Genomic DNA, 25,504 nt, shown 5'->3' with positions numbered 1-25,504 from the left:
AACGAAACTTATTTAATGACTAAACGAAACACTCAACAGCGCAGACATACTATTCTTTCATGGGTAAATGAATACGGTGAAGTAAGCGTAGAATCACTCGCTGCTGAGTTTGAAACGTCAGAAGTTACGATTCGTAAGGATTTAACAGCACTAGAAAAAAGTGGCCTGTTACTACGCCGCTATGGCGGTGCGATAGCCCTTCCTAAGGAGATCACCGCATCAGGTAAAGACGAGCAAGACTCGGTACGTAAAACGGCCATTGCCAAAGCGGCCGCTGAGCTGATTAAAGATCATAATCGCATTATTATTGATAGTGGCCGAACCACCGAAACCCTAATTCCTGAGCTTGCGCAAAAGCGCGGCTTAGTCGTGATGACCAATGCAATGAATATCGCTAATCGCTTGTTATCACTAGAAAATGAGCCAACCTTATTGATGACCGGCGGGACGTGGGATCCGCACTCAGAATCCTTTCAAGGGCAAGTGGCGGAGCAAGTACTGCAATCCTATGACTTTGATCAGCTTTTTATTGGTGCCGATGGCATTGATGTAGAGCGCGGCACAACCACATTCAACGAATTAATTGGGCTGAGCCGTGTGATGGCAAAGTCAGCCCGCGAAGTGATTGTAATGGTCGAATCCGACAAGATTGGCCGTAAAATTCCGAATTTAGAAATACCTTGGGCACAGATCACCACTTTGATCACCGACAACAACTTGGCCGATGACCTCCGCCAAGCGATCGAAGCGCGTGGCATACAACTTATCTGTGCTGAACTACACACAACGTGCAAATAATGGAGAGATTATGTGTGGAATCGTAGGCGCTGTTGCTGAGCGTCCAGTAAACAAAATTCTTATCGAAGGCCTAAAACGCCTTGAATACCGTGGTTATGACTCTGCGGGTGTCGCACTTTGCGAAGGCGGCGCACTCAACAGCGTGAAAGCCGTAGGTAAAGTGGTAAACCTAGAATCTGCGCTTGAAAATGCAGAAGTAAAAGGTACTACTGGTATCGCGCACACGCGCTGGGCAACACACGGTGGCGTAACAGAAGCTAACGCGCACCCGCATATTTCTAACAGCGAAATTGCGCTGGTACACAACGGCATTATTGAAAACCACGAAGGTTTGCGCGCGGCGTTAAAAGAAGACGGCTACGAGTTTTTGTCTGACACCGACACCGAAGTGATGGTGCACTTGATCCATCAACTCAGACAGCAACACACTACATTACTCGCTGCCGTGCAAGCCGCGGTAAAACAGCTTGAAGGTGCATACGGTACGGTATTATTTGATAAAGCTAATCAAGATGAAATCATCGTGGCACGCTCAGGCAGCCCATTGGTTATTGGCCTTGGCCTTGGTGAAAACTTTATTGCCTCTGATCAGCTTGCGCTATTACCAGTAACCCGCAGCTTTATCTTCCTAGAAGAAGGCGATGTAGCACGCATTACTCGCGAAACGGTAGAAATCTTCGACATTCACGGTAATCCTGTAGAGCGCGAAGTAGTTGAGTCTAACATTACTCAAGATGCGTCGGGCAAAGGTGAATATCGCCACTACATGCTAAAAGAAATTTACGAGCAGCCAATGGCCGTGCGTAATACACTTGAAGGCCGTCTAGACAACGATCGCGTTAGTATCGACGCATTTGGCGACAAAGCCAATGAAATCTTTAAAGATGTAAAACACGTACAGATCATCGCGTGTGGTACGTCTTACCACTCAGGCATGGTGGCACGCTACTGGTTGGAGCAATTTGCAGGCGTAAGCTGTAACGTTGAAATTGCCTCAGAGTTTCGCTACCGCGACTCATTCGTGCATGAAAATAGTCTATTGGTAACCATTTCACAATCAGGTGAAACCGCAGACACGCTTGCGGCACTGCGTCTTGCCAAAGAGCAAGGCTATATGGCATCGATGACCATCTGTAACGTACCAGGCTCATCACTTGTACGTGAGTCAGATCTTGCCTTTATGACCAAAGCCGGCGCTGAAATTGGGGTGGCATCAACCAAAGCATTTACGACTCAATTAGTTGGCTTATTGATGCTAACTGCATCGATCGCGCAGGAAAAAGGCCGTGACCAAAGTGCAATCGTCAACGCCATTAAAACCCTGCCAACCAAGCTTGAAGAAACCCTAAGCATGGCTGACGGTATTGAGCTACTGGCAGAAGAATTCGCCGACAAACATCACTCATTGTTCCTTGGCCGTGGTTCACAATACCCAATCGCAATGGAAGGTGCGCTTAAGCTTAAAGAGATCTCCTACATCCACGCCGAAGCTTATGCAGCAGGCGAGCTAAAACACGGGCCGCTAGCGCTTATCGACGCTGATATGCCAATCATCGTCGTTGCACCAAACAACGAGCTGCTTGAAAAGCTCAAATCAAACGTTGAAGAAGTGCGCGCACGCGGCGGTATCATCTACGTATTCGCGGACAAAGACTCAAACTTTGCCTCAGACGACACTATGCGAGTAATGGACGTCAACCACGTAGAAAACATCATCGCCCCAGTGGTTTACACCATCCCACTACAGCTACTTTCATACTATGTAGCCGTGATCAAAGGCACCGATGTTGATCAGCCTCGCAATTTGGCCAAGAGTGTAACGGTAGAATAGGAGAAGGCGCGCAAGCGCCTCAGATGTGGGTGAACAATAAAGTTTCACCCCATACAATAAAGTATCATCCCAAACAATAAAGTATCATCCCAAACAATAAAGTATCATCCCAAACAATAAAGTATCATCCCAAACAATAAAGTATCATCCCAAACAATAAAGTATCATCCCAAACAATAAAGTATCATACTGATTATGCGGTTCTGTCCGGTGCCATAACTTATACAAAAGTTAAGATGTGGAGTAGCCGCCATTTTTGTTTCAACTAACAATTCACTGATAGCACTACTCGAATTGGTTCCACTCTATTTATTAATCCAGTTTAAAATACATTCCAGCCGCAATTACGAATAATGACGTCATCAAGCTAAGAGTTGGTAGGTTATGTCTCCGAGATACTTACCTTCAAGACATGCCTTTGGTGTACGGTCTCGGCCATTTTGCTGTACCTCAAATTCATCTTTCCGACTCTGCTAGATTGTTTTATATCCAAATAATTGTACTTAAAAGGAGCATTCAATATGAAACTACAAGATAAGGGCAAGATAGAGGTAAAAGGCGTTATGAGTAAAAAAGGAGCTGATGAGGCTTGTAGATTACTTGCCAAGGGGCAGTGTTTTGAATCTACATGTCGCGGGTTTTCTCTACTGATTGCTGCGGTGTGCCTTTTGGCCAACTCCATTTTAGAGGTGTGGCTATGAAGATGCTGTAAAGTAACACTAATTTTTTAACTCTGGCCAGAGTTAGTTGACGTTTTCACTGGATTTGAGCGCTCACAGTGACTTCATGAATTAATAAATTTGCATCACACTTTCACTCTAGCTATGGTGAAATTTCAATCAGTTATAGCGGTATATTATGTCTAGGAAGATTGGCCATACTGAGACGCAATATCTTAGCTGGATAAAAGAGGGGCGTGGTACTGGCGAGTATCAGGATTACAAGCCGTGGTTAACGGTTTATGATGCGCCATCCGATGGTCGTATACACCGAGCCTGTGGTAGTTGACCAAACTCGTCGCACAAAGTGGCAAAGCGCTGTGGCCAAGTTTGGCGTTAAAGGCGCAAGGCAAACCGGTTTTGCTCACCTTTACACATGGTTATATCGGCATGATAAACAATGGTTGATGCAATTTAATCAAAGCTCGATGCGACCAAATGTTGCAGAACCAAGTAGGGTTGATTGGCCGAAAAGAGATAAGGAATTTGTTAGGCAACTAATTAATTTAATGAATAAATTTGAAAATCAAGTAGATACTGCGCGATATACAATCACTTGGTTTGCAACCCACGCAAACATTCCATTGTCTCAGATCAAAAAAACACATAAGTTACCTTTATGTAAATTGTTTTTTAATAAATATTGTGAAACTATAGAGGAGTATCAATGCCGTCGTATCGCTGTGGCATGTATTCGTTGTATTGCAAAACATCAAATACTCAGAACTTGGCGAATTGAACGTATGGCAGGGCTAAACGAGAAAAGGACCCGACCACTCGCGTCACAATTGCTAGGATTTGCAGTAAAGTATGAACCAAGTTGATAGATTTAAAACGCTACCAGATAACGCCAGAATACAGGCGATAGGCAACCTGTTTAAATACAATGACCGCAAAACGTGGGATATTGGTGTTCGTTTTAAGCAATCCACTCGCAAGGCTCTTAAATTTAGCCAGCTCCCCTATTTAAGCCGACAAGTCGTACTAAACCAAGCGGTTGCTGCCTTGCCCCTAGGTTTCCCGATTGAGTTTACCTTACCCGATCGAGCATTTTGGCAAACCGCCACGGTGGGTGACAGCGCTTTAGTGACGTATAAGCTGAGCGAAGAGCAATCACAAAAATGCTTTGTGTTTGAAAGTGCAGGCAAAACCATCTACTTGCCACAGTTGGAACTGGCCAGAGCCTTGTTTTTTACAAACAATTATCTGGCAAACGCTGCATTAATAAACTGTGCACTCGACCTAGAGTTTTACGTTGACCAAGAACCAAACAACGATGATAAAGAGTTCCCTTTGGATCTCGTGATCAACGCCTTACCAACAACACTATGTCCAAAAGTATTGTTTGATAATGAAGGGTTTAGACATCAAATCGCTTGGTTGCTGTTAAACAGTGACATTAAAAGTTCGTTTAACAGTATTTATCAGTATTTTTCGCAAGAGCGAGTTAGGGCACCTAACGTTGAACGTTGGACGTTTCGATTCGATCCACCTCAGCTCAAGGGTGTAAAAGTAGCCGCAAGAGGCTGGAAGTCATCTGATGAAAGCACATGGTTTATCAATCGCATAGAATTGTTAGATGGTTTGTTCTTCCCTGATATTTCGGACGTTGGCTTTTCACATCCAGATTTCATCGAAAATAAACCAGGCTCGGGTAAAGGAAAAGGCGGTACCTATCCACAACTGCCTACACAGCGAGAAATCGATGAAAACAGCGTTGGTAGCCAAGATAACGAGTCTGCATTGATATTCTGTGATACAACACAGCGCATATACAACAGAGTGCCACGTACTCGTAAAGTCGATGCAAAGCCTAGAAAAACCTCTGGTGGTAAAGAAGACGAAGATAAACCCAGCACCTTACCACCTGACGTAAGCACCGACGACCCAAATTCGCGAGGCGATACACCCAGAGCCGCCGTAGATGGTTTAGATGACTTAACCGACAACGCCGATTTATATCTCAACAAATTCGATAGCTTCTTCAAAATGCTGGAGATATTAGAAAAAGAGCACGGTGTTAAACAAAGTAAACCCATCGTTCGCAAGCTGCCAGAAGTGGGGCGCAGTGAGAGTCACCTGATGGTAGATGGTTCGCCTAGATGTATGGCAATTGTAATGATTGAACATCAAAACGAAGGCTATTTATTATTAGAGGTGGATACCTCAGATGGTAAAGCTGCCATTGCTACCAAAGTCATCTCGGCGCGAGCATTAGCGCCAAAAGGCAAGCTACGAGACTTTATACCTGAGATAGAAAGAAGATTGCTCAGCAATCAATTCTGCTGGCCAAAGAAATACTTTGATGCGCTGGTTGGAGAAGGCAATCACAAAAGTGTGTCGCATCAGCCTTCAAAAGATAAAGGAAAACTGACTGAGGAGAAAATAGAAAGATGGGCTGAGCGATTCATTAAACACTTTAGTTAGAATGCCACCTACAACTAATATAAAACTACAATTTTTTATCATTTTGAAAGCTATAGCGTGAACCTGTTTCACTAAGTATTGATTAAAACGGTCCATAATATGAGGCGCGGATAAAGGAAGTACATCTCTTATGAATAAATACATTACTAACTTATTGGGCACTGAAGATAGGTTGTTGCAATTACTCGGGGTGCCACCCAGGGAAAACTTAGTAGGATACGTTTACTCTATGGATTTTAGTGAGGCGTTAGTTCTTACGAATGACTCATTTAAGGAGGCGGTAGCGGGAGTACCACATAATAGCTTTCTTGTAGCTACGTCTTTAAACCCAAACAATATCTCCGTTGCAACAGAGCTGGACAGGGAGGTGATTCTTTTGAGGGTTCTAGGACCATCTAAATTACCGACAGATGAAGATTTTGTTCGGACAAGAATCGAGCACAATCAAAGGCGAACATCAGGCGAAGTATTTGCAAACGATAAACTGGATGGCCTAGATGTGTTGACTCACTCAGAACTACAAGCGGGGGGGTTAAGATGCAGGATCTTAGGTACGTTCTATATTGATAATGGTGAGTTACGTCTAGGTAGTGATATTGAGAATTACATGTCAACGAGTCGAATGAGAGTATTTAAACCGAGAAATGAGGCTTTAAGTACCATAGTGAATCACGTAAATGAAGAAGTGAAGCGGAAAGCACTAGAGGAAGCAAAAAAATCAGGTTTTGGTGCTTTGCCTACTGCAATCAAAATTGGAACTGTCAGGTATACGTCAACATCGAGGTTACATCGGGCTAAAACAGAAACTCTTGTACCTGTAAATATACAACCTACAGATTTCTTAGCCCGCAGGACAGCCATATTGGGCATGACTAGAACAGGTAAATCAAACACTTTAAAGACGACTGTGTCGTCAGTTGCAATGTCCGCAGCAAAGGATAGTACCGCCGTTGGCCAAATTATATTTGATATAAATGGCGAATATGCAAATGTGAATCAACAAGATGATGGAAGCTCAATAGCTGATGTATTTCATGGTGATGTTATTCGATACCGAGGTATGCCCAGCACTGACCCAGATGTACGTGATTTAAGGAATAATTTTTACGAGCAGCCTGATGTTGGTCTGAAGATCATTCAGGATATTTTGAGAGATGAAAATATCACGGCTGGCGACATGAGAATTTTAGTCTCTTCCATTTCTCTAGACCAACTTCCTGATGATGCAAGCGAAAGTGAAAAATCTCGATTCAAAAGGCATATGGCCGCATTTAAAGCATTGATGTATTCAAAGGGATTTCAAGCCTCTAAGGGTTACAAAGTTTCTTTGCCTATATCGAAAGAGGTTAAAAGGCAAATACTTGAGCAAAACTATTCGGATATTGTCACCCAATTAGAAGAACGGCTAGGTAAAAAACCATCACAAGCAGAGTTGAGCGAGGAAGCTGAGAGTTTTTTTCCAGACTATAAAATGGGTGCATCACTAGATGAGCTTGTGAAATTTTTCACTGATGCTAGAAGTGCAGATAAAAAAATAAGGAAAGAATACGAAGTTGCAGAAAGGGAGTTCAGAACAAAAGGTACAAAAATCCCTAGTGGGGTTTGGCCATCGCTTAGGAGTAAAAAAACGGGTGATGATTGGCTTGATGACAATTTAAAAGCTCTATGTAATTTAATTGTTGGCAAGAATGAAACAGATATGCCAATACGAGTTAAAAGCTATCTAGGTCCAATAGCTGACTACCATAGTGTCAGTCGTAGTAATGAAGTTGAGGCTGAAATATACGAGTATTTGAAGTCAGGTAAAATTGTTATATTGGATTTGTCGGTAGGGTCTGAAATGGTCCGCAAAGCAATGGCTTTACGCATTGCACGCCATATCCTTACGAGCTCCATGAGTCGTTTTCATAAGAATGAGCCTCTTTCAAACATTGTAATTTATGTTGAAGAAGCCCATAACCTAATAGGTAAGAAAGATGACTTAACAGGAGTGTGGCCACGAATAGCAAAAGAAGGAGCTAAAGCTAAAATTGCTTTTGTTTATGCTACTCAAGAACCATCTTCGATACATCCAAATATTCTAGCCAACACTGAAAACTGGTTTGTAACACACTTGAACAATGAGGATGAACTTCGAGCTCTCGGAAAGTTTTATGACTTTTCAGACTTTCATGAATCACTAAAGACAGCTCAAGATGTTGGTTTTGCGCGTATAAAAACGCTTTCCTCTCCATTCGTTGTACCTACACAAATTAATCGATTTACACCGCAGGAACTCGCGCAGGAATATACGATTATAAAACAACAAGGAGGTGCTTGATGCCATATAGCAGAGAGTCAGCTGGAAAAGGGGGGCATATTGATTTAGTGAAAAATCCTGATGTACAAAACTTTCTTAACGACTGTAAATGTTTGACCCAGCCCTCAGCAGAAGAGGCGAAAAAAATTACTGCAGATTATGTGCATTGGGAGGATGGGAACAGTAAATTGCCAGACTATGTTGTAGCCTCTGATGCTAGCCCGTACAAAGAAGCTATTTCGGGTTTATTTCCGAGTACACAAATAGGCTACGTTAAGAATAGTATGATAATCATAGAGGTATCTGAATTCGACAACCTTCAGCCTGTTAATTCAAATTTTGTTGATCCATTCAAAGTTGCGGAGCTTCACCGTAGCGGAGACCCTATTTCATTTACTTTACCTGGATGTAATGTCAGATATAAGGGAGCAGAAACGGTCAAAGATGGTTTTAGGTTGGCAGTTTATGAGCAACTTTCTGATATGCGAACTAGTTTTACTAATGATGACAACTTCAATGTTGTAGGGACTTTACTTGCGATAGATGATGGAGAAGTTGAACTAGAACTGTGCCCTGCTTGTGGTAGTAAAGAAGAATTTAAGTTCAAAAAAAGTGAAGAAGTACAATGTTGCGTTGCATGTCAGAAGGATGTGTATATTACGGATGTTATGAGGATTCATGAACAAATATCAGATCTAGGTGATAATGGTTCAGCTATTACTCGGTTTATGAATGTAGTTGAGCATCTGATTATTGCTTCCTTTATCCGTATGGTTGGTTATCGAGATCCGTCGTTATTAAGTAGAATGGCATTTATTGTTGATGGTCCTTTGGCCATTTTTGGTCAGCCAGCAAAAGTTCATACGCGACTGCTGAGGCTATATGAAAAAGTCAGGAAACATCTGGTTGAAAAGGGGTATCAGCCTCCTCTAATTATTGGTATACAAAAAACAGGCCCCGCCGTTGAACATGCTAAGGCTTTATGTCCCTACATTCCTATGGGAGCATTTAGAGTAATAGATGATGAATACCGCCACAAGTATATTGCCGCTCGTTCAGAAACATCAGCCAACTTTGGGCATGAAACCTACTACGGGCAAGATTTTATATTTAAAACAAGAAGCGGAAAGGTGTTTGTTTTTGGCCTAGTTTATCCATTCGCCAAAAAAGTACCTTCTAATATCGAAGGTGAAGAGGCTACTAGCAATTCAAAAGCTAGATTTTCTAAAGAAAAAGTGGAAGTCGACCGTTATAGAGAACAACTGAAATTAGCAATGAGTTTAATTACTCACTTTGAACTTGAGTTATATGAAAATGCGATTGTTCCTATAGCCTTAGCTCATAGACACGCATCGATAAGCTTAGTTCCTGGAGGGAGAGTTCTTGAGATACTATCCAAAAAGGGTCTAAATCTATAAAGTCGCAATGCAATTAGCTCTTTTCTTTGAAACTTTCTTCAAACTTAATTTCTGAGGAACCCTAAGAGTGGTGCTAGCAATAAGCAGCTCGGTACCTTTCTTTTTGTCTGCTGCGCTATAGTTCAACGAAAAAGTAAAAAGCCTATACTTTGAATATAGGTTTTTTATTGTTTCAGCATAATCGTAAGTCATTACCCACTTTCCTTTTATTTCGCTAATAGCAGAAGCCAGACGTTCGTGATCATTTGGCTCATAAAAGTTAGTGTATAAGCTTTGGCCTTTTACAAAGTATGGGGGGTCGATACAATAGAAGCTTCGCTCTATGTGTGTCTCAATATGTTTGATGAAATCAATGGCATCCATGTTATAAATATGGATTTGGTTGGAAAAACTGGCAATTTTTCTTATTTTGAGAATGAGGTCTGATTTATTAAAACGACAATCTAGCTTATAGCTACTTTTTTGCTCTAACCCGCCAATAACCCCTGCTTTTTGAATGATTCCAGACCTATTTGTCCTATTCAAGAAAAAACTAGAAAAGCCAAGAGTAAGACTATCTACGATACTTTTTGATTCTTGAATCGCTTTTTGTTTATGCCATTCATCTAACGTTATATCTGTTTTTTCAATGAGCTCTATAAATTCGTCAGTGCGGTAAAGTATTGAGTGCCAGAAAGACCATATAGAAATGTCGATATCATTTAAATGGATATGTGGAACAGAGCCATTAAATAGTAATGACAGTGCTAAACCAGCTCCTCCCGCATAAGGCTCCACATAGTGAGCTGTGCGAAGGTTATTTGTATTTATCAACTCTGTAACCATAGGGGTAATGGCTGTTTTACCACCTGGGTAGCGGAGTGGTGACGGGGTGACTGGCATTATTACTTAGTTCTCCTAGCTTCTCGCAACATTGTACCATCATTAATCGAGTCGTGGCCAGAGTTATATACAGTGTACTCTCATAGCTGTGGTTGAGGAAAATATAAGCTCAAATGGAAGGTCATGTATCAAAGTTTGATAAGTCTATTCTAGCAAAAGAAAGGTGTGTAACCTACGATGAATAATAGAGCCTCGTGTGATTTGCAAAAGTTGGCATGACTGGTTTGGCTAAATGTTTTAGGAGGGTATCTGTCTGTTGTACAAGTAAAGGTTGTGACTTTTTCTATTACTATTTATTCATCTATTCCTTCTCGTTTTCTCCTCTCAGTGATTTCATGTTCAATTCGTTCTTGCTGTAACTCAATTAATGCACTTGGCAGCTTAAATGATAAGACGCAGGATATCGTTGCAAAGAACATATATGTGTATTCTAAGACTAATCGTACTGCTGGATATTTGTTTTTAATTACAATGGAGATAAATATCAAAAATAGAGTTATTAAATAGGCCTTAAATAGCCACTTGTGGCGAATAAGGCGGTTATAAGTAAGGTCACTACCTAATCTTGCAACCTGCCAGCCCCCAGCTGGTAAAGACTTAGGGTCTCCGATTAAGGTAATTACAGCGACCAAAAAACCAGCCAGGATAGAGAATACTGTGACAATTACATTTATAGCATCTTGATTCCCATGAATTAAAGGTTGACAAAGGTAGGAGCCGAGCCCACCCCAAAGAAGTAAGCATACGGCTAGCTTGATCTTATCTTTATCAATTTCTCTACTCATTGTTTGAACACACCATCAGAATCCAATCTATCATGGTACTCTTTCAATTTGGTCCATGTTGCATTTTTATTTAAAGATTTACCAAGGGTCTCAACTCTAAAAGAGTCAGATACACGAATTTCATCCGAAGTGATTCTATTCCCTGCTCCGGTTACAATAATGAAGCCATTTTCTTCATCTTCATCAAATGCCTGAATCACCTGTTCTGCTGTCCGCTCAAGTCGTTTTTTTCCTGATTTGCCAAATTCAGGATCTTTAGAGTGCTTCCGTGCTTCTAAACCGTCAAATTTAATTGTTACTTTAACATTGAGGTTTTCTTTTTCAGTGATCTCTTTTAAATCTTTGTCTTTACTGAAAACAGCGGAAAATTGGTTTGCCAATGCTTTTTTCCAATCGCCCACTTTTGGCCGACTCCTATCCATGTGGATCAGACTAGCTTCATACAGCGAAGTGTTTAAATCTATTTCTTTAACTCCCTCGTCTTTAATCATGCGGAGTTTATTTGTTTTTGCAACTTTATCTAGTTCAAATGTTTGCGCGATAACTTTTTCATCTACGGCCCTAAGGACGTGCCAAAAGTATGTTTCCACAACGCTCTCCCTTACACCAGAAGGGCACAAGATAACGTGATTGCCTTTCACATAAACAAAAACTTCACCGTCAAGATAGTCCTTACCATCAGGAGCAGGCTGTGCAGTAACGTTTGACTGCTTTGCTCGTTTACTTTTGTCTATAATTGATGTTGCTTCGCCAGGAACATATGAAGCTATTTGTAGATACAAACCTTTGTCGTCTTTAAAACTTGCTCCTCTAATTTCGGCTCCTGTGCTTGCTAAAAAAGTTCTTTTCCCTACAGTGTAGAGTGTCTTATGGGCATCAATTAATACTCTTTCAAGGGTTTTCTTTCCTTGCTTATCCCACCTTGCTCGTCGGTAGTAGAATTTCTTATTTTTATAATTTTGTTTTTTTCCTGCCACTTTTTTCTCCCTGAAAGTAAAAAAGATTTGCTGTATTGCGTTGACCAAACTACATGGAGTAAGAGCTATATTGTTGAAGGTCGAATATGGAATTGATAATGAGTGTTGAAATTTATGTTAATATAAATGGTTTGGTAAATAAAGTAAGTTTATAATTTTACTCATAGCAAGATTTTATATAGCAGGTATTGCTGGGTTGTGGATGAAACTTTATTATTTGAAATCTAGGTCAATCTGACAGAGTCTCCAGTTCAGTATGAAACTTTATTTCCCTATCTTAAATTTCCAAACCAAAACACTGGCCCTTCAGCCCCGTTCAGTATGAGACTATATTGCGGGGCGACATTTTTGTAACTTAGGAATATAGTTTCACCAAGGTTAAGTGTCATATGCACTTATAGAGTTTCTATCCTAAAATGGCAGCGATCATAGTCGATACAGAAAACAGCAGCCAACATTAGAAGCTTTTCTTCAACCCAATCACGGCGATGTTCATAGGATTTTCCGGTCAATTTATCTTCACCGCACAGAGAGGCCCGCCTCACGCAACGGGAGATATAGTGGTAGGTGTCATTGTAGTTCTTTTGTGGTTTCTTTTGCTTGATATCTTGAACAAAAAGTGGTGTGCGTGACTCTGAGGGGGAGATCTGTTTGATGATGGCATTTATTATTTTTAATGGAATGAGCGGTGTTGGGGGAGTAAGGCAGTACCTATTAGAGGATAAATTAACTGTTTAGCATTGAAATTATTAGGTTTTTGTGACTATATGTTGTTGGCTTTTCAATATTATAAAAGGAGATTTTATGAAAAAGTTTACAATGACGGGCATTGTCCTTGCTTTGTCACCCATGTTGAGTGTTGCGAGTTCAGACCTTCCTCTGCCAAGCGGATTTTCGGATTCACTGGAAAGGGGGAATACTGTTATTCACAGCAATCGGCAATTAATTACAAAAAGCGAAATGCGTGCTTCTTCTGCCACAGTGTTTGCTGAAACGAATCAACAAACTACGGCTATTACGCTGCGTTGCCCGACCACATTAAACATCAATACTAGCTATCCACTTGGTGGTGCGCAGACTGGCGGCTCAGATTGCTTTCACTTTAAACTCGACAATCCGAGTAAACTATATGCCTTTGTGACGGAACAAAATGCACAAACCAATGTGAATTTAACGCTGATCCGCCACAAGCCGGACGATACGCTGACTGTGATTGGCGCTTCATCAAATGAGGGAGGGCTGGATGAGCTGATCACGACGGTTTCACAAGCTGGTGATTACTATTGGTTATTGGACTATGTTCAAGCGGATGGCGGTGAGTTTAATTTTGGGGTGATGACCAGTGAAAGTATTGATAGCAACGAGCTAAATGATACGATTGCGGAATCAACAATTTTACCGGATCAGCTCAATAAAGTTGTGGGTAATCTGGACAGTATACTTGATGTTGACCACTACGCGTTCGAAGCGAAAAGAGGGCAAGAGGTCCTGTTAAAATTTCTGGATCCGGGTAATACCGGTGAGTTTGTACTTGAGCACTTAGAGGCCGGAGCCTGGGTAGAAGTACCACTTGCAAAAGGTAAGCTAATTACTCCTGCACAAGCTGGCGAGTATCAGATTGTACGGGTCAGACCAAACTATAGCCTACCTAATAACCCGGCGAGCGCTTATCAACTTACTTTAGGTTCTAATGTTGCGTCATTTTCGCAGCACTCAATTGAAGGTGAGTCGAATGTTTTACGCGTACCTTATGCCGCTCAAAGCTCTCCTTACATGACTACACAGGCTTATCAAAAGTTGAAATGGAATGTTACTTTGCAAGACTCTAAGGGACATCCTGTACCTGGAGGACAGGCATTATTGTTCTTATGGCGTGATTATTATAACAGGACTACGTCCAACTTTGAGCTAACTCCCGCAGTGGCTGATGCTCAGGGAAAAATTTCTCAAGTCATTGACTTGGGACGTTGCGTGTCTGGAAATGGTGAGGCTTTGCATACTGAATATAGTGGTGGCTACACTAATGAGTGGTACTCCCAGTATCAAATCGGGGCTTGGCGAGTAGAAATTCCAAGTGGTCTTGAAGGTTCTATAGGCATTGGTGGAAATCGGCATCCGATTGTAACCCTGGGTCATATTTGTGATCAGGATCTTCTGTCAAGTACTCGTCAGTAACGCGTCTTATAGCCGGAATGCGAAGGCCTTCCGGCTATAAGGTTTATTTTGTGAAAACGGGCGCTGCTCTGGCGCTGAGCTGGTCGGATATATTGAATGTCCAATCCCACTTGTTGAGCAAATAGCCTGTTTTCTCTCTTTGGATCTCGTTGTTGCTGCTTTGTGTGATCATCTCTTTGAAATCGATGATCTCCGCAAAGTTGTCTTCGTTGACATCATATTTTCCCCAGTACTGGCTCGTGCCGGAGCTACCCCGCTCAATCTCCAGCCCTTCTAAAAAGTTGGCTTTAAAGTCCTGTGCGGCACTGACTAGTTTGTCATTACTATTCAAAACTCCTTCCACAAGTTTTTTATCTGCCTGACTCAAATGGCCTGTTGCAACCAGTTTGCCCGTGTCATCAACTGAAAAGCCCCAACTTTTATTCTTTAGTTGTGGGTGTTGTTCATACAAGCCTGCAGACACTTTTTCATATTCTTCTGCTACCCTGTCAGCGGCGGCTGGGGTGTCGTGTAAATACAATTTGCTTGTGGAGTTTGCTACACGCTCAATGAGATCTCGGTGTTCTTCAAATCTGGCTGGTAGGTCCAATTTACCGTTACTGGTATAAGTGATTACTGTCAACTTGCCATCGTCAGACTTAGCTCGTAATTCTTCAGCAGAACGTGTCGGTTCGGTATTGGTAAATTGTGTGGCAGAGTCTACTGAAAATGTCTTTTTACTGCTTGAGGCAGTAACCCTAGTTTCATCATTAACCTGGTTGTTTTTTGCATGCAGGTGTTGACCCGCACTAGCGTCAATCTTCATGTCATTATCCTTATTACACGCTTCACTCATAACTGTATCGGCTGTACGGTGAATTAATTTAACAAAATTTACACTTATTTTAATCTAAATTGAGTAGATAACCTATGGTTGATTCAGAGTGTAGACTCTAGGTTCATGTATCCAATCTGTATCTGGCGGGTAGAAACCCCAGATGGTCCTGAGAGCCCCGTTAGTACCGAATCGATGACACCCAATACTATTTGCATCAACGCTGGACAAACTTAGGTTAAAAAGTATCAAAATACTTAAATCACTGGGTACAGAAACGCTCATCTATAGGCCAATTTTGAGCGCCCAAGCGTATCTCCGCACTAAAATTGGGTTATCACGCACGGCAACGCGCTGCAAACACAGCAGCACTGACACCCACGATTATTTGCTTACCATGGTTATGGTAGTTTCGACTTAGCATTGTGCAGGTTGTTCATTATTCGTATCAAAAGCGCTTCTAAAATAAGGTAGCTGTTGGTGTTTGCTTATTTTTCGACACTAAAACTAGTGTATCACGCACGACAAGGGCGCTGTAATTTGCACAGCTTGAGGGGTTATCGCTAAGGCGTTATTTGGTTAAGCTAGCAAGCGTTCACAATTTGCTAGATTTGTGCGCCGTCGTTTTTTAAGGGTTCCACAATAAGCTGTGAGTACTGTTCAAAAGGCAGCCCTTTTGGTATATGTTTTCGGGGACTTCCCGCAAACCGTAATAGGCTTTTTGGTTGTTTCCCTTGCCTTGCATGGTCGATACGCTTTTTGATACTGGTAAAGTCGGAGGGGTTATAAAGACACCCATAATTATTTGTCATCAAAGCTGCACTATCCATATACAACCTAATACGATTTGCATTGGCTTAATCGAAAAACGAAAATGATTTCTGTCCAGAAGTGAGTTACAACGAGTATGATACTTTAATACTCAGTTGTAGCTTGAGTCGGATTCGATAGTAGCAATTAGTATAAAATTTTATTCATCTCCTAAATTTTTCTGTAGCTTAGAATGAAGCTATATTCCCAAGTCACACAATAATTGCAACGGCTCTAATAGTGTCTAATTTGGATAGCCGTCTAACCTAATGCGTCGCGAACTTTGGGCATGATCCTGCGACTAACTGGGACTTCGTCACCTGTCGATAAATGTAAAATGCCGGTTCCTGATGCGCTTCTGGATAATGATGTTATGAACTGAGTATTCACTATATACGAGCGATGAACCCGTAAAAAAGTGGCAGGAAGTGTACTTTCGAGTTCAGACAAGCTGTTGTGGTGCAATACACTTCCCCTATTATTTATAACCAGCTCAACATAATCTCTCGCCCCCTTACAAAAACAAATTTCTTCGCAAGATATAAAGTCTGTTTTTCCAGCATGGCTGATTTTTATTCTAGTTGGTTGTTCCCGTTCCTTCTGTTCGTCCAATATGCGCTGTAATCGATCTGCCCGATTTTGCTCAAACCGCTTTTCTTCCTGTTATTTCTTGTAATCAATAGCATGTTGAGCAAAAAAGAAGACGAAAAGCAAAGCGATGCAATAGTAGTAATAAATATCCAAAAACTGGTTTGGGCTACTAGCAGTCAACAGAACAAACGCAAACAGTGCAATGCTATGTGGCAGCGCGTTGCGGGCTTTCTTTATAGCAGCATATCCGGTAATTAATGTGCCTATTCCCATAGGCAGCAGTACTGATGCAAGCGTTTTTGATTCAAAATGATCCAGTAACAAGACAGATATAAGGGTTGTTACACAACCAACGGTTAAGGCTGTTTTTCTCCTTTGTGTTAAAAAGCGTTTACATACATAACTCAATAAAAAGAATGAAACTATTAAGCTTGAGCAAAGAATAGTTAGCATCCTGATCCCATTGTATGGGTAACTATAATCAAACAATCCGCGTGATATTTCAGCAATTAATTGGATAACTGCGAAAAGCGATGCAACAGGGATGAATAGATTTTGCTTGGTGTTATTACTTTGGAAGGCTAATACAGATGAATAGATAAAACCGATAATTAAAATACCAAGCGGGATAAACACGGGTAGGTAGTGGTTTGTAAGATAATCCTTGGGCGTTTGATAATCGGTGATAAGCAACCTTTGTATAGGCGGATCAATCTGTAATAGCCTGTTATGTGAAGATAACTCGATGACTAAAGTATTGTGTTGTTTTATAAGGAGGCTGTCGGGTAAATAGAAGCTCTTATCTATGCGGCCGGCAACTTCATTTTTTGCTTCCTCAGCTGGCGAGCCATTGCGGCCGATCTTTACTCCATTAAGATAAACCGTCGTAGATGCTTCGGCTGACAAAACCAGTCCAAGAGGGCGCTCCCTAGGTTGCCCTGCGTTTGCCACATCGAAATGAACTTGTATCCAAACTAATGATTGCTTTGGGTCGACCTGATTGATTGACACCGATCCACAGTTTTCGACTTTTGTCAGTGTTCCCTGTGTATTTTTAGATACATCCAGACAGACAGATACTGATGAGATATGAACGGGAGAGGTTGAGGTGGCGTTTACCATTATTGAATAAAATAGACTTATCACCACACAAAAACGTAAAACGTGGCCAGCACAAATTGAAGCATGTCTGGAAAAAAGACAGGTGACACCCTGAAAAAACCCTACCGTTAGCATAAAAAAACCGACCGTTAGCATAAAAAAGCGAGCAAAAAGGAATTTCGTAGATATATTCAAACGCACATTCTATATAACTTTCAGACACATGACAGCACAACTACTGCGGTCTGGACATTTATTAAAAGGAAAAGCAGTTTTATGAAGCTTTTAAGGTGTTTAATTTTATTATTTGCTTTGTTTTCAGTCGTGGCATCAGCAAAGCAACCTGTTAATTTTGCGAACGTAGACTTCGAAGCATTACTCAAGCAGCACAACTTGCCCGGGCTAAGTGTTGCGGTAGTGGAGAATTACGAAGTGGCATTTATCGGCTCGTATGGGAAAAAGGAATATGGTACTGGAGAGAACATAAATCAGTATACCGCTTTTGGCGCAGCTTCTATTTCAAAAGTGATAACTGCCATCATTGCAACTCAATTATCGGAACAAAACAGACTGAATTTAGATGTGCCTGTAAACAATTACCTGCGGAGGTGGAAACTTCCTGAAAACAAATATACAACCCAACAACCCGTGACGTTGCGCCACTTGCTCAGTCATAGCGGTGGGGTAAATCAAAGCGGATATTCTGCTTATTTTACGGGAGATGACATACCTACTCTGGTTGAAAGCTTAAACGGTAAAAAGTTAAAGAAGCCTGAGGACCCTATTACTGTTCAATCCTCTCCTGGAAGCCGCTTTAGTTATAGCGGAGGCGGTTTTGTTATTGCGCAGATGGTTATTGAGGATGTGGTAGGGCAACCCATAGCTCAGATAGCGCAGAATATGCTTTTTGAACCAATTGGAATGACCAATAGCACCTTGCTGCAATACGGTAGTCCAAATTTCCCAAAGAATGTAGCAAAAGCGCACAATTTTGACGGTACACTTGCCGGTGGGACTGGGCTTCCTATCTATCCGCAAGTGGCTGCTGCGGGGATGTGGACTACTCCGACAGATATGGCAAAACTGATAATTGATTTTCAACGTGCTTTACGAGATGAGTCTGGAACAGTAATTTCACCAAGAGTTGCAAGAGAAACAACTAAAATTCAGACACTAAAAAAGGCGGGTGGATGGGGATTAGGTTGGATGAGGTATATGGCTGACGGAAACCTCGAGTGGTTTTCTCATTCAGGCTACGGAGCGGGGTTTGGCGGACAAGTGATGGCGACGATGGAGGGAGGGCAAGCAATTATCATTTTTGGCAACGGAGCACACAAAAGCCGTATCCCTGTTATTGATGCCGTAATTAGTTCCATAATTAGCGAGCGCAACTGGGGACGAGAAATCAATGGCTCTAAAATTGCGTCAAATAAATCTCAGCATTTGGATATGGTGGGGCATTATTACAATATCAACAGAGGCTTTTTTTCACCGTTTAATGAAATAGTTACCGTCTTTGTAAAAAATGGAAGGTTACTTTTAGATAACTCATTTGGCACTAGGATGCCATACGAACTCCTACCAACAGAGAATGGCCGTTATCGAATAGATCAGTTTGTTAGTGCCGAGATTGGCTTATACAAAGGCAATCTCGCATTTTTTCACAAAGATGCTGACAAACCTGCAACTGCGCTCACACGCATAACCAAGGACACCCAACCTCCTTTTGTGCATGCTAGGAACAGTGGATATAAAGTAGGCTTAAATGCGTATAAAAGCTGGGCCGCAGCATACCCGAATACGCTATTAACGCGAGCAGCGACGTTTGAAAGGCTTGCTACTCATGCCCGAGGTGAAGGGCGAAAACAAGAAGTGATAACGTTTTATCAGTTAGGTTTACACTTCCACCCTGATAACGAGACTTTCCAAGCAGGGCTGAGCGCACTGAAAGTGAACAAACAACACTGACACCCGCTGTTATCTACACTCACCATGGTTATGGCAGTTTCGACTTAGCATTGTACAAGATTGTTTATTATTCGTATCAAAAGCGCTTCTAAAACAAGGTAGCTGTTTGTGTTTGCTCATTTCTCGATACTAAAACTAGTGTATCGCGCACGGCAACGGGGGAACACTGTGCCCCAGGCTATTAATGCGGTAATGATGTCTGCGTGAGCTTGTTCAAATTGAATCTTAAACTAGTTACGTGTTGTGTTAAAAAATATTTAAACTTGTTTTGTTTTATTTAAATTTATTATGTGTTAGGTTTGCAATGCCTTAAATTTCAAGGGCTTTTAAATTTAATAAATGTATAAAGGACTAATATACAATGAAAGTATTAAACAAAGTTTTGGGTGCAACCGTTTTAGCGCTAGGTGTATCTACTGGGTCGGCTTCTGCTGCTGAAGTAAAAATCACAGAAGTAGATTATGGTAGTGTGATCATCCAAACTGCTGATGTTGTGTTAAACCACAGCCAAGCAGGCACTTTCTCTATGAATGTGAGCGAAAACCATTTAACGGTAAATGCTCAAGACTCTAATGGACGTAAGTTCCGCTGCGTAATGAATGGCACTTCAAGCTACAGCGATCCTGCTACTCTTGAAAGAGTAACGAACATCGCAGCGACTATCTCAGAAGGTGATAGAGTACAAATTGAGGTGCAAAAAAATGTATTACCTCAAGTTTGTCATGTTAAAAAAATGCTAAACTTCTAAGCTTTGCTATTTCGCAATGGAAAGTGTGCGCACCTTCCATTGCTTTAAGTACTTCTATATTAGCTATCTTGACTACGCAGTGATAAAAGCTTTGGCAAAGTCATGACGGCTATATCTTATTAAACCACTGAATTATACAATGACCCCACTAAAAGTTGATTCAAGTAGGTAGGCAATAAATAAGTATCCTCTCGATCCTTTCAATTTTTTGATGATTCTCACTTTAATTACCATATAGGCGATAAAGGGATTATATCTACCGCTTTTGCCAACCATCCTTGATACAGTGTAAATACCCGTTTGGTGTAAGCTTGCTGGTGATGAAAATCGAACGCGGCTTGATCGATGAAGCGCTCAACTAAGGTAAGCTGGGTGCGGTTTTCACTTTCATAAAGTTCAAAGCGTAAACATCCGACTTCTGCTCGAGTGGCTGGCAAGATCTCTTGGATTGCGTTAATACAATCTTGATAGTGCTCGGTTTTAGGTGTGATATGGGCGATAAAGTTGACGTTATTGTGGCTGTTGGCCATGGTATTTCTCCATAATGCGTTTAGTAACGGCGGTAACTGGGGCTGATAAAACATAGGCGGCGATGAACGAGGCCGGCCAAGCATTGGCAAAGGCATGCGCCCATCGCGTAGTAAAGTCTGCCACTAATCCCAAATTGATGTACGTAACCCATCCAGACACCATAAACGACAGGCACAATGACAGCAGTAATGTAAAAATGAGTTTTTGCATGTTTCCTCCTCTGGCTGTTGGTATGATTGTAGGGAGTTGCCAGCCGATCAGAATGGCAAAAATGGAAAGCTAAGATTGCGGAGATAACCATGCTAGATGACTTACGACTCTTTGTTGAGGTAAGCCGCCGAGGAAGTTTTGCCAAGGCGGCAGAAGACCTTGGCATAGGCGCGCCGACCTTATCTAAGCGGATGTTAGCGCTGGAGGAGAAACTCGGTTATCCGCTCTTACTGCGTAGCGCCAGAGGACTTACATTAACTAATCATGGTCAGGCGGTGGTGGATAAAATGGCGGAGTCTTTGCTCGCCTTGCAAGCGCAAAGTGAGGCGCTATCAACACTAGAAGCGTCCACTTTCCATCTGTTATGTCCGCAAAACTTAATGATTGGTCCTTTGTATAATGCGCTGCAATCGTTTCAGGCCCAGCATCCTGAGATCCAATTGCATGTGGAGCCTGCCAATAGTGTGGCCTTACTTAGCCAAAAGCGGTTTGATTTAACCGTCCGAGTTGGGGACCTGGATGATTCAAGCGTCTATCAAAAGCGGCTGGGGCAAATTGCGGTAAGAGCGGTGGTCGCCAAGGAAATTGCGACTACACAAACCCTGTTTTTGCCCTTTAAAGCATCGCAACTGCCTGCAACTGATGCGTGGCGAGCACTGCTGGCACAGTTTAGTCACGTCTCTTATGTGGGTGATATTACCTTAGTGCGTAAATTGGTAGGCTCGGCTAACGGTGCAGGCGTATTGCCGATGACAGAAATTGCAGCGTTGGCAGCGCAACCTCAAACCGCATTTAGCTATATCGGTGACTGCCAATTTATACGCAGCATCTACGCGCTTTGGCCAAATCAACGAACTCCACCGACTTACACCAGAGATTTTATTGAGTTACTGCAAATGCGGTGTCAGGAGCTTGATTATCTGCAAGGGGCAGTGATAGCTCTGTAAAGAACACCGCACAACCGCATTTATCCTAAGCTCAGATTGCGCTCAAAATGCACGATATCGACATCAGGCTTTAGCTTATAGAGCTGTGCTAAACGTCCGCCTGACTTGACCTTTTCATCCAGTGCTTCAAACATGTTTGAGGCTTCGATGCGTCTTACCAAGCTCTTGCGCTGAATGGGTTTGGCGATAATGGCTTCGATGGCGGTTTTGAGTTGCCCAATGGTAAATTGATCAGGCAAACAATAAACCGGGATCATGGAATATAACGCCTTTTGCTGCAGCCTTGCCTTGGCCTTTTCAATAATATGCTTATGATCAAAAGCCACAGCAAGATCTGGGATCTCGCTAAGATCCACCCATCTCACATCATCTACCGAGTCTATTTGCGTTGCCACTTGCTGAGGTGAAATCAAGGCGTAATAAACCAAGGTGACACTAAAGCCTCGCGGATCACGGTTGATCCCAGAAAAGGCCTGAAGTTGCTCTAGATATTGTGGGGCAACACTGGTTTTCTCTTTGATCTTACGCAGCGCGCTCATATCCGTGTTGTCATCCAGCTCAACATCAACAAACCCTCCTGGTAATCCCCAGCGGCCTTTAAAGGGAGCGTTAGCGCGTTTCACCAGCAGCACTTTTAAGCTGTCCTGCAAAATTGTAAATAACACGCTGTCTACCGTGAACAGTGGGTTTTGGTATTGGGTTAAATCGTAATCAGGGCTCATGATATTTTTAGTTTGTGTCTTTTAGACACAATAAACAATTGTAGTCAGTATGGCAAATATACTGAATATCCTTATGTTAAAAATAAACATTAAATGTCTTTTAGACATAAAGTTGTTGATTGATCAAAAAATGTTTGATACCTTATTTGTGTCTTAGGGACATTATTAAGGAAAGGTTATGAAAGTCACGAGTTATGAATTCTCTGGAAACAAAAAAGATGTTCAATATGAAGCATTTACCTTCTCAGGTGGGGAAGAGCATATTCGTTTCAAAGCATTTGATTTCCGTGATTGCGAAAAAGTTCAAATCACAGTCAGAGTAACCAATTCTTCTCATATCATGCGTTTACTGATGGCGGTGGATGCATTGAAGCGACTTTGTTTGGCGCGGACGCCGATAGAATTAGTGTTACCCTATTTCCCCTACGCGCGCCAAGACAGAGTATGCGTAACGGGTGAGGCGCTAGGTGCAAAAGTGATGGCGTCACTTATCAATCAACTGGCGCTAGACAAAGTCACCGTGTGGGATGCACATAGCGACGTTGTACCTGCACTCCTTGAGCGAGTGGAGAATGTTGAGCAAACGACATTGATATCGCAGTGTCCGGCTTTACAGCAACAGTTGCAGTGCGGTGCACTCAGTTTAGTTTCACCAGACGCTGGAGCGAGTAAAAAAACACTGAAAATTGCGCAGCATTTTGGTGGTGAGGTTGAGGTTATCCAAGCACAAAAAGTACGAAATCTTAAAACGGGTGAAATTGTACAAACGCAGGTACTTGGTGAGGTAAAAGGTAAAGATTTACTGATCGTTGATGATATTTGCGATGGTGGTAGAACCTTCACTGAACTTGCTAAGGTACTAAAAGCACAAGGTGCTAACTCAATTGCGCTTTACGTAACACACGGTATTTTCTCTCAAGGATTAGGCGTTTTTAGTGGACTGATAGATACCGTTTACACGACTAATTCGTGCCGTGATCAAGGCGACTTGGTCGAACACCACGATGTGCAACTCAACATGATTGAATTATAAGGAATATAGCCATGACAATTACCGCAGCAAGTATGCAAAAAGACGTGTATAAAGAATTTCACAGCCGCGCTTATCACCCTGAAGTGACAGAGGTTTATGCAAACTTTACCTCGCGCAGCGGCAAACTAAGCAATGTTGCAAATAACGATAAAGTGGCTTTTGTGGGGCTGCAGTATTTTATCAAAAGTTACTTACAAGAAGAGTGGCAAGACTTTTTCGCAGCAGACAAGCATACCGCCGTGGCAAATCATAGACGGATCATGACAGCAATGTTGGGCTATCCGGTGGATGTGGGTTATCTCGAGGCGCTACACGACTTAGGCTATTTACCGCTGAGGATTAAAGCGCTGCCAGAAGGGACTTTAGTGCCGTATCAGGTGCCGCCCATCACTGTGGTCAATACCAAGCCTGGATTTGAATGGCTAACCAATATGATTGAGACGGTCTTAAGCTGCGAAAACTGGCCAATCCAAACGAGCGCTACCACCTCAGTTGCATATTTAAAAGTGTTCCAAGAATTTGCTCAAAAAACCGGTTTACCTCCGGAGATCGTGCCGTTTCAGGGTCATGACTTTAGTTTTCGCGGTATGTTTGGTAAGCACGCAGCGGCTATGAGTGGTTTTGGTCACCTTGCGTCTGGCCTTGTAGGGACGGATACCATCCCTGCGGTACTATTTGCTGAAAAGTACTATGGCGCGGATGTCGACAAAGAGCTGGTTGGCTGCTCAGTAGATGCAACCGAGCACTCTGTAACCTGTTCTTGGATCCAAGAAGGTGAAATCGAGTTCTTCCAATATTTGATGCGTGAGCAGTCACCGACCGGGATCCTCAGTGTGGTCTCTGATACTTGGGATTTTTGGAAGCTAGTCACCGAGTATTTACCAGAATTAAAAGCAGAGATCATGGCGCGTGATGGCACTGTGGTGATCCGTCCAGACTCCGGAGATCCGGTGAAAATCCTGACTGGGTATTGTGTCTCACCAGTATCAGAATATAGCGAGTTGGTTGACTCTCAGCAGCAAGCGCAAGAAATGGCAATGACAGATGGCTTTGAAGCGTATCGTTGGCAGGGAAATTACTATTCAGTTGAACCACACCCAACGCAGCTGCAGGAGTGTGAAGTAAAAGGACTGATTGAATGTCTCTGGGATACCTTTGGTGGCACTGTGACCGATAAAGGCTTTAAATTGCTAGATGAGCATATTGGCGCAATATATGGCGATGCAATTACTCTTGAGCGTCAGCGTCAAATTCTACAGCGACTGATGGATAAAGGGTTTGCGTCTAAAGTGGTGCTTGGCATTGGCTCATACAGCTACCAATATGTCACCCGCGATACCCATGGCTCTGCGGTAAAAGCAACTAGTGTGGTTAAAAATAACCAACGTGTGGCAATTTTTAAAGAGCCAAAAACCGACAGCAAAAAGCGCTCAGCAAAGGGACTGCTGAAAGTAGAACGCGTAAACGGTGAGTTGATCTGCAAGGACAATGTGACCGAGGAAGAAGAAAAGCAAGGCTTGTTGGAAGTGGTTTTTGAAGATGGAGAGTTACTAAAAGAAACCACTTTGGGTGAGATCAGAGCTTTGATCAGCGCGCAAATTAGTTAGATTCCATTGTTGTTCTCATTGTCTTTTGGTCGCGATAGGTTCCAGCCATCGCGACTTTTGTGCTTCACAATTGTCCATCTAATAATTACAATCAGGACAAAAAGCGCCTCC

General features: G+C 42.2%; 23 protein-coding genes and 2 pseudogenes. 14 read left to right on the top strand and 11 right to left on the bottom strand.

Annotation, left to right across the window (positions count from 1 at the left end):
* The first annotated feature begins 15 nt into the window (after positions 1–15).
* From CTT31_RS17665 to CTT31_RS17630, 8 genes are all read left to right on the top strand, one after another.
* Positions 16–798 (top strand): DeoR/GlpR family DNA-binding transcription regulator, encoded by a 783-nt coding sequence (locus CTT31_RS17665; protein WP_010377680.1) that lies wholly within the window; start codon positions 16–18, stop codon positions 796–798.
* A 10-nt stretch (positions 799–808) separates the two neighbouring features.
* Positions 809–2,629: a glutamine--fructose-6-phosphate transaminase (isomerizing) gene (gene glmS, locus CTT31_RS17660; protein ID WP_260491679.1), complete on the top strand. Its 1,821-nt coding sequence runs from the start codon at positions 809–811 to the stop codon at positions 2,627–2,629.
* 521 nt (positions 2,630–3,150) lie between these two features.
* Positions 3,151–3,330, top strand: coding sequence for a hypothetical protein (locus tag CTT31_RS17655; protein WP_260491678.1), 180 nt, complete (start codon positions 3,151–3,153; stop codon positions 3,328–3,330).
* Positions 3,331–3,487: 157 nt separating this feature from the next.
* Positions 3,488–3,637 (top strand): hypothetical protein, encoded by a 150-nt coding sequence (locus CTT31_RS17650; RefSeq protein ID WP_235956599.1) that lies wholly within the window; start codon positions 3,488–3,490, stop codon positions 3,635–3,637.
* Positions 3,606–4,172, top strand: a complete 567-nt coding sequence (locus CTT31_RS17645; RefSeq protein ID WP_260491677.1) for a TnsD family Tn7-like transposition protein — start codon at positions 3,606–3,608, stop codon at positions 4,170–4,172. Before CTT31_RS17650 ends, CTT31_RS17645 begins: the two co-directional genes overlap by 32 nt.
* Complete coding sequence (locus CTT31_RS17640; protein ID WP_260491676.1) at positions 4,159–5,775, top strand: Tn7-like element transposition protein TnsE; 1,617 nt, start codon at positions 4,159–4,161, stop codon at positions 5,773–5,775. Before CTT31_RS17645 ends, CTT31_RS17640 begins: the two co-directional genes overlap by 14 nt.
* A gap of 130 nt (positions 5,776–5,905) precedes the next feature.
* A complete protein-coding gene (locus tag CTT31_RS17635) occupies positions 5,906–8,095 on the top strand; it encodes a helicase HerA domain-containing protein (RefSeq protein WP_260491675.1) in 2,190 nt (729 codons plus the stop codon).
* The gene (locus tag CTT31_RS17630; RefSeq protein ID WP_260491674.1) at positions 8,095–9,492 is read left to right on the top strand and encodes a hypothetical protein; all 1,398 of its coding nucleotides are present in this window, start codon (positions 8,095–8,097) and stop codon (positions 9,490–9,492) included. Before CTT31_RS17635 ends, CTT31_RS17630 begins: the two co-directional genes overlap by 1 nt.
* Here the strand turns inward: CTT31_RS17630 and CTT31_RS17625 are convergent.
* From CTT31_RS17625 to CTT31_RS17610, 4 genes and pseudogenes are all read right to left on the bottom strand, one after another.
* Positions 9,487–10,374 carry a DNA adenine methylase gene (locus tag CTT31_RS17625; protein ID WP_260491673.1) on the bottom strand — a complete coding sequence of 296 codons (888 nt, stop codon included), beginning with the start codon at positions 10,372–10,374 and terminating at the stop codon, positions 9,487–9,489. The genes CTT31_RS17630 and CTT31_RS17625 overlap by 6 nt on opposite strands.
* 293 nt (positions 10,375–10,667) lie before the next feature.
* Positions 10,668–11,159: a hypothetical protein gene (locus CTT31_RS17620; protein WP_260491672.1), complete on the bottom strand. Its 492-nt coding sequence runs from the start codon at positions 11,157–11,159 to the stop codon at positions 10,668–10,670.
* On the bottom strand, positions 11,156–12,136 hold the full coding sequence (locus tag CTT31_RS17615; RefSeq protein ID WP_260491671.1) for a hypothetical protein: 981 nt from the start codon (positions 12,134–12,136) through the stop codon (positions 11,156–11,158). The genes CTT31_RS17620 and CTT31_RS17615 overlap by 4 nt, the downstream gene beginning before the upstream one ends.
* 431 nt (positions 12,137–12,567) lie before the next feature.
* A pseudogene (locus tag CTT31_RS17610) lies at positions 12,568–12,741 on the bottom strand (transposase); the annotation flags it as partial.
* 199 nt (positions 12,742–12,940) lie between these two features.
* Between CTT31_RS17610 and CTT31_RS17605 the strand changes: the two are divergent.
* Positions 12,941–14,311 (top strand): hypothetical protein, encoded by a 1,371-nt coding sequence (locus tag CTT31_RS17605; RefSeq protein WP_260491670.1) that lies wholly within the window; start codon positions 12,941–12,943, stop codon positions 14,309–14,311.
* Positions 14,312–14,354: 43 nt separating this feature from the next.
* On the opposite strand, the gene CTT31_RS17600 is transcribed toward CTT31_RS17605, so the two are convergent.
* The 4 genes and pseudogenes from CTT31_RS17600 to CTT31_RS17590 all read right to left on the bottom strand — a co-directional run bounded on the left by CTT31_RS17600 (position 14,355) and on the right by CTT31_RS17590 (position 17,822).
* Complete coding sequence (locus CTT31_RS17600) at positions 14,355–15,116, bottom strand: hypothetical protein (protein ID WP_045963994.1); 762 nt, start codon at positions 15,114–15,116, stop codon at positions 14,355–14,357.
* Between the two features lie 653 nt (positions 15,117–15,769).
* A pseudogene (locus CTT31_RS17595) lies at positions 15,770–15,904 on the bottom strand (transposase); the annotation flags it as partial.
* Between the two features lie 292 nt (positions 15,905–16,196).
* A complete protein-coding gene (locus CTT31_RS23630) occupies positions 16,197–16,547 on the bottom strand; it encodes a LytR/AlgR family response regulator transcription factor (RefSeq protein WP_370649627.1) in 351 nt (116 codons plus the stop codon).
* 51 nt (positions 16,548–16,598) lie between these two features.
* Entirely contained in the window at positions 16,599–17,822 is a 1,224-nt protein-coding gene (locus tag CTT31_RS17590) for a hypothetical protein (protein WP_260491669.1), read from the bottom strand.
* 81 nt (positions 17,823–17,903) lie between these two features.
* On the opposite strand from CTT31_RS17590, the gene CTT31_RS17585 reads away from it, so the two are divergent.
* Both CTT31_RS17585 and CTT31_RS17580 read left to right on the top strand, forming a co-directional pair.
* Complete coding sequence (locus CTT31_RS17585) at positions 17,904–19,595, top strand: serine hydrolase domain-containing protein (protein WP_260491668.1); 1,692 nt, start codon at positions 17,904–17,906, stop codon at positions 19,593–19,595.
* Between the two features lie 361 nt (positions 19,596–19,956).
* A complete protein-coding gene (locus CTT31_RS17580; RefSeq protein ID WP_017218270.1) occupies positions 19,957–20,343 on the top strand; it encodes a hypothetical protein in 387 nt (128 codons plus the stop codon).
* A gap of 227 nt (positions 20,344–20,570) precedes the next feature.
* Here CTT31_RS17580 and CTT31_RS17575 read toward each other — a convergent pair whose 3' ends face one another.
* Together CTT31_RS17575 and CTT31_RS17570 are read right to left on the bottom strand one after the other, a co-directional pair.
* Entirely contained in the window at positions 20,571–20,873 is a 303-nt protein-coding gene (locus CTT31_RS17575; protein ID WP_260491667.1) for a putative quinol monooxygenase, read from the bottom strand.
* The gene (locus CTT31_RS17570) at positions 20,854–21,084 is read right to left on the bottom strand and encodes a DUF2798 domain-containing protein (RefSeq protein WP_010606951.1); all 231 of its coding nucleotides are present in this window, start codon (positions 21,082–21,084) and stop codon (positions 20,854–20,856) included. Before CTT31_RS17570 ends, CTT31_RS17575 begins: the two co-directional genes overlap by 20 nt.
* An 89-nt stretch (positions 21,085–21,173) precedes the next feature.
* Between CTT31_RS17570 and CTT31_RS17565 the strand changes: the two genes are divergently transcribed.
* Positions 21,174–22,031, top strand: coding sequence for a LysR family transcriptional regulator (locus tag CTT31_RS17565; protein ID WP_260491666.1), 858 nt, complete (start codon positions 21,174–21,176; stop codon positions 22,029–22,031).
* Positions 22,032–22,051: 20 nt separating this feature from the next.
* On the opposite strand, the gene CTT31_RS17560 is transcribed toward CTT31_RS17565, so the two are convergent.
* Positions 22,052–22,753, bottom strand: coding sequence for an NUDIX hydrolase (locus CTT31_RS17560; protein ID WP_010376576.1), 702 nt, complete (start codon positions 22,751–22,753; stop codon positions 22,052–22,054).
* Between the two features lie 178 nt (positions 22,754–22,931).
* Between CTT31_RS17560 and prs the strand changes: the two genes are divergently transcribed.
* Both prs and CTT31_RS17550 read left to right on the top strand, forming a co-directional pair.
* Positions 22,932–23,786, top strand: coding sequence for a ribose-phosphate diphosphokinase (gene prs, locus CTT31_RS17555; protein ID WP_260491665.1), 855 nt, complete (start codon positions 22,932–22,934; stop codon positions 23,784–23,786).
* 11 nt (positions 23,787–23,797) lie between these two features.
* Positions 23,798–25,393, top strand: a complete 1,596-nt coding sequence (locus CTT31_RS17550; protein ID WP_260491664.1) for a nicotinate phosphoribosyltransferase — start codon at positions 23,798–23,800, stop codon at positions 25,391–25,393.
* Positions 25,394–25,504 lie beyond the last annotated feature (111 nt).

Source organism: Pseudoalteromonas maricaloris (genome assembly GCF_024746855.1).
In the GTDB taxonomy this organism is placed as follows: Bacteria; Pseudomonadota; Gammaproteobacteria; order Enterobacterales; family Alteromonadaceae; genus Pseudoalteromonas; species Pseudoalteromonas maricaloris.
This window is presented reverse-complemented; position numbering and strand designations above follow the sequence as displayed.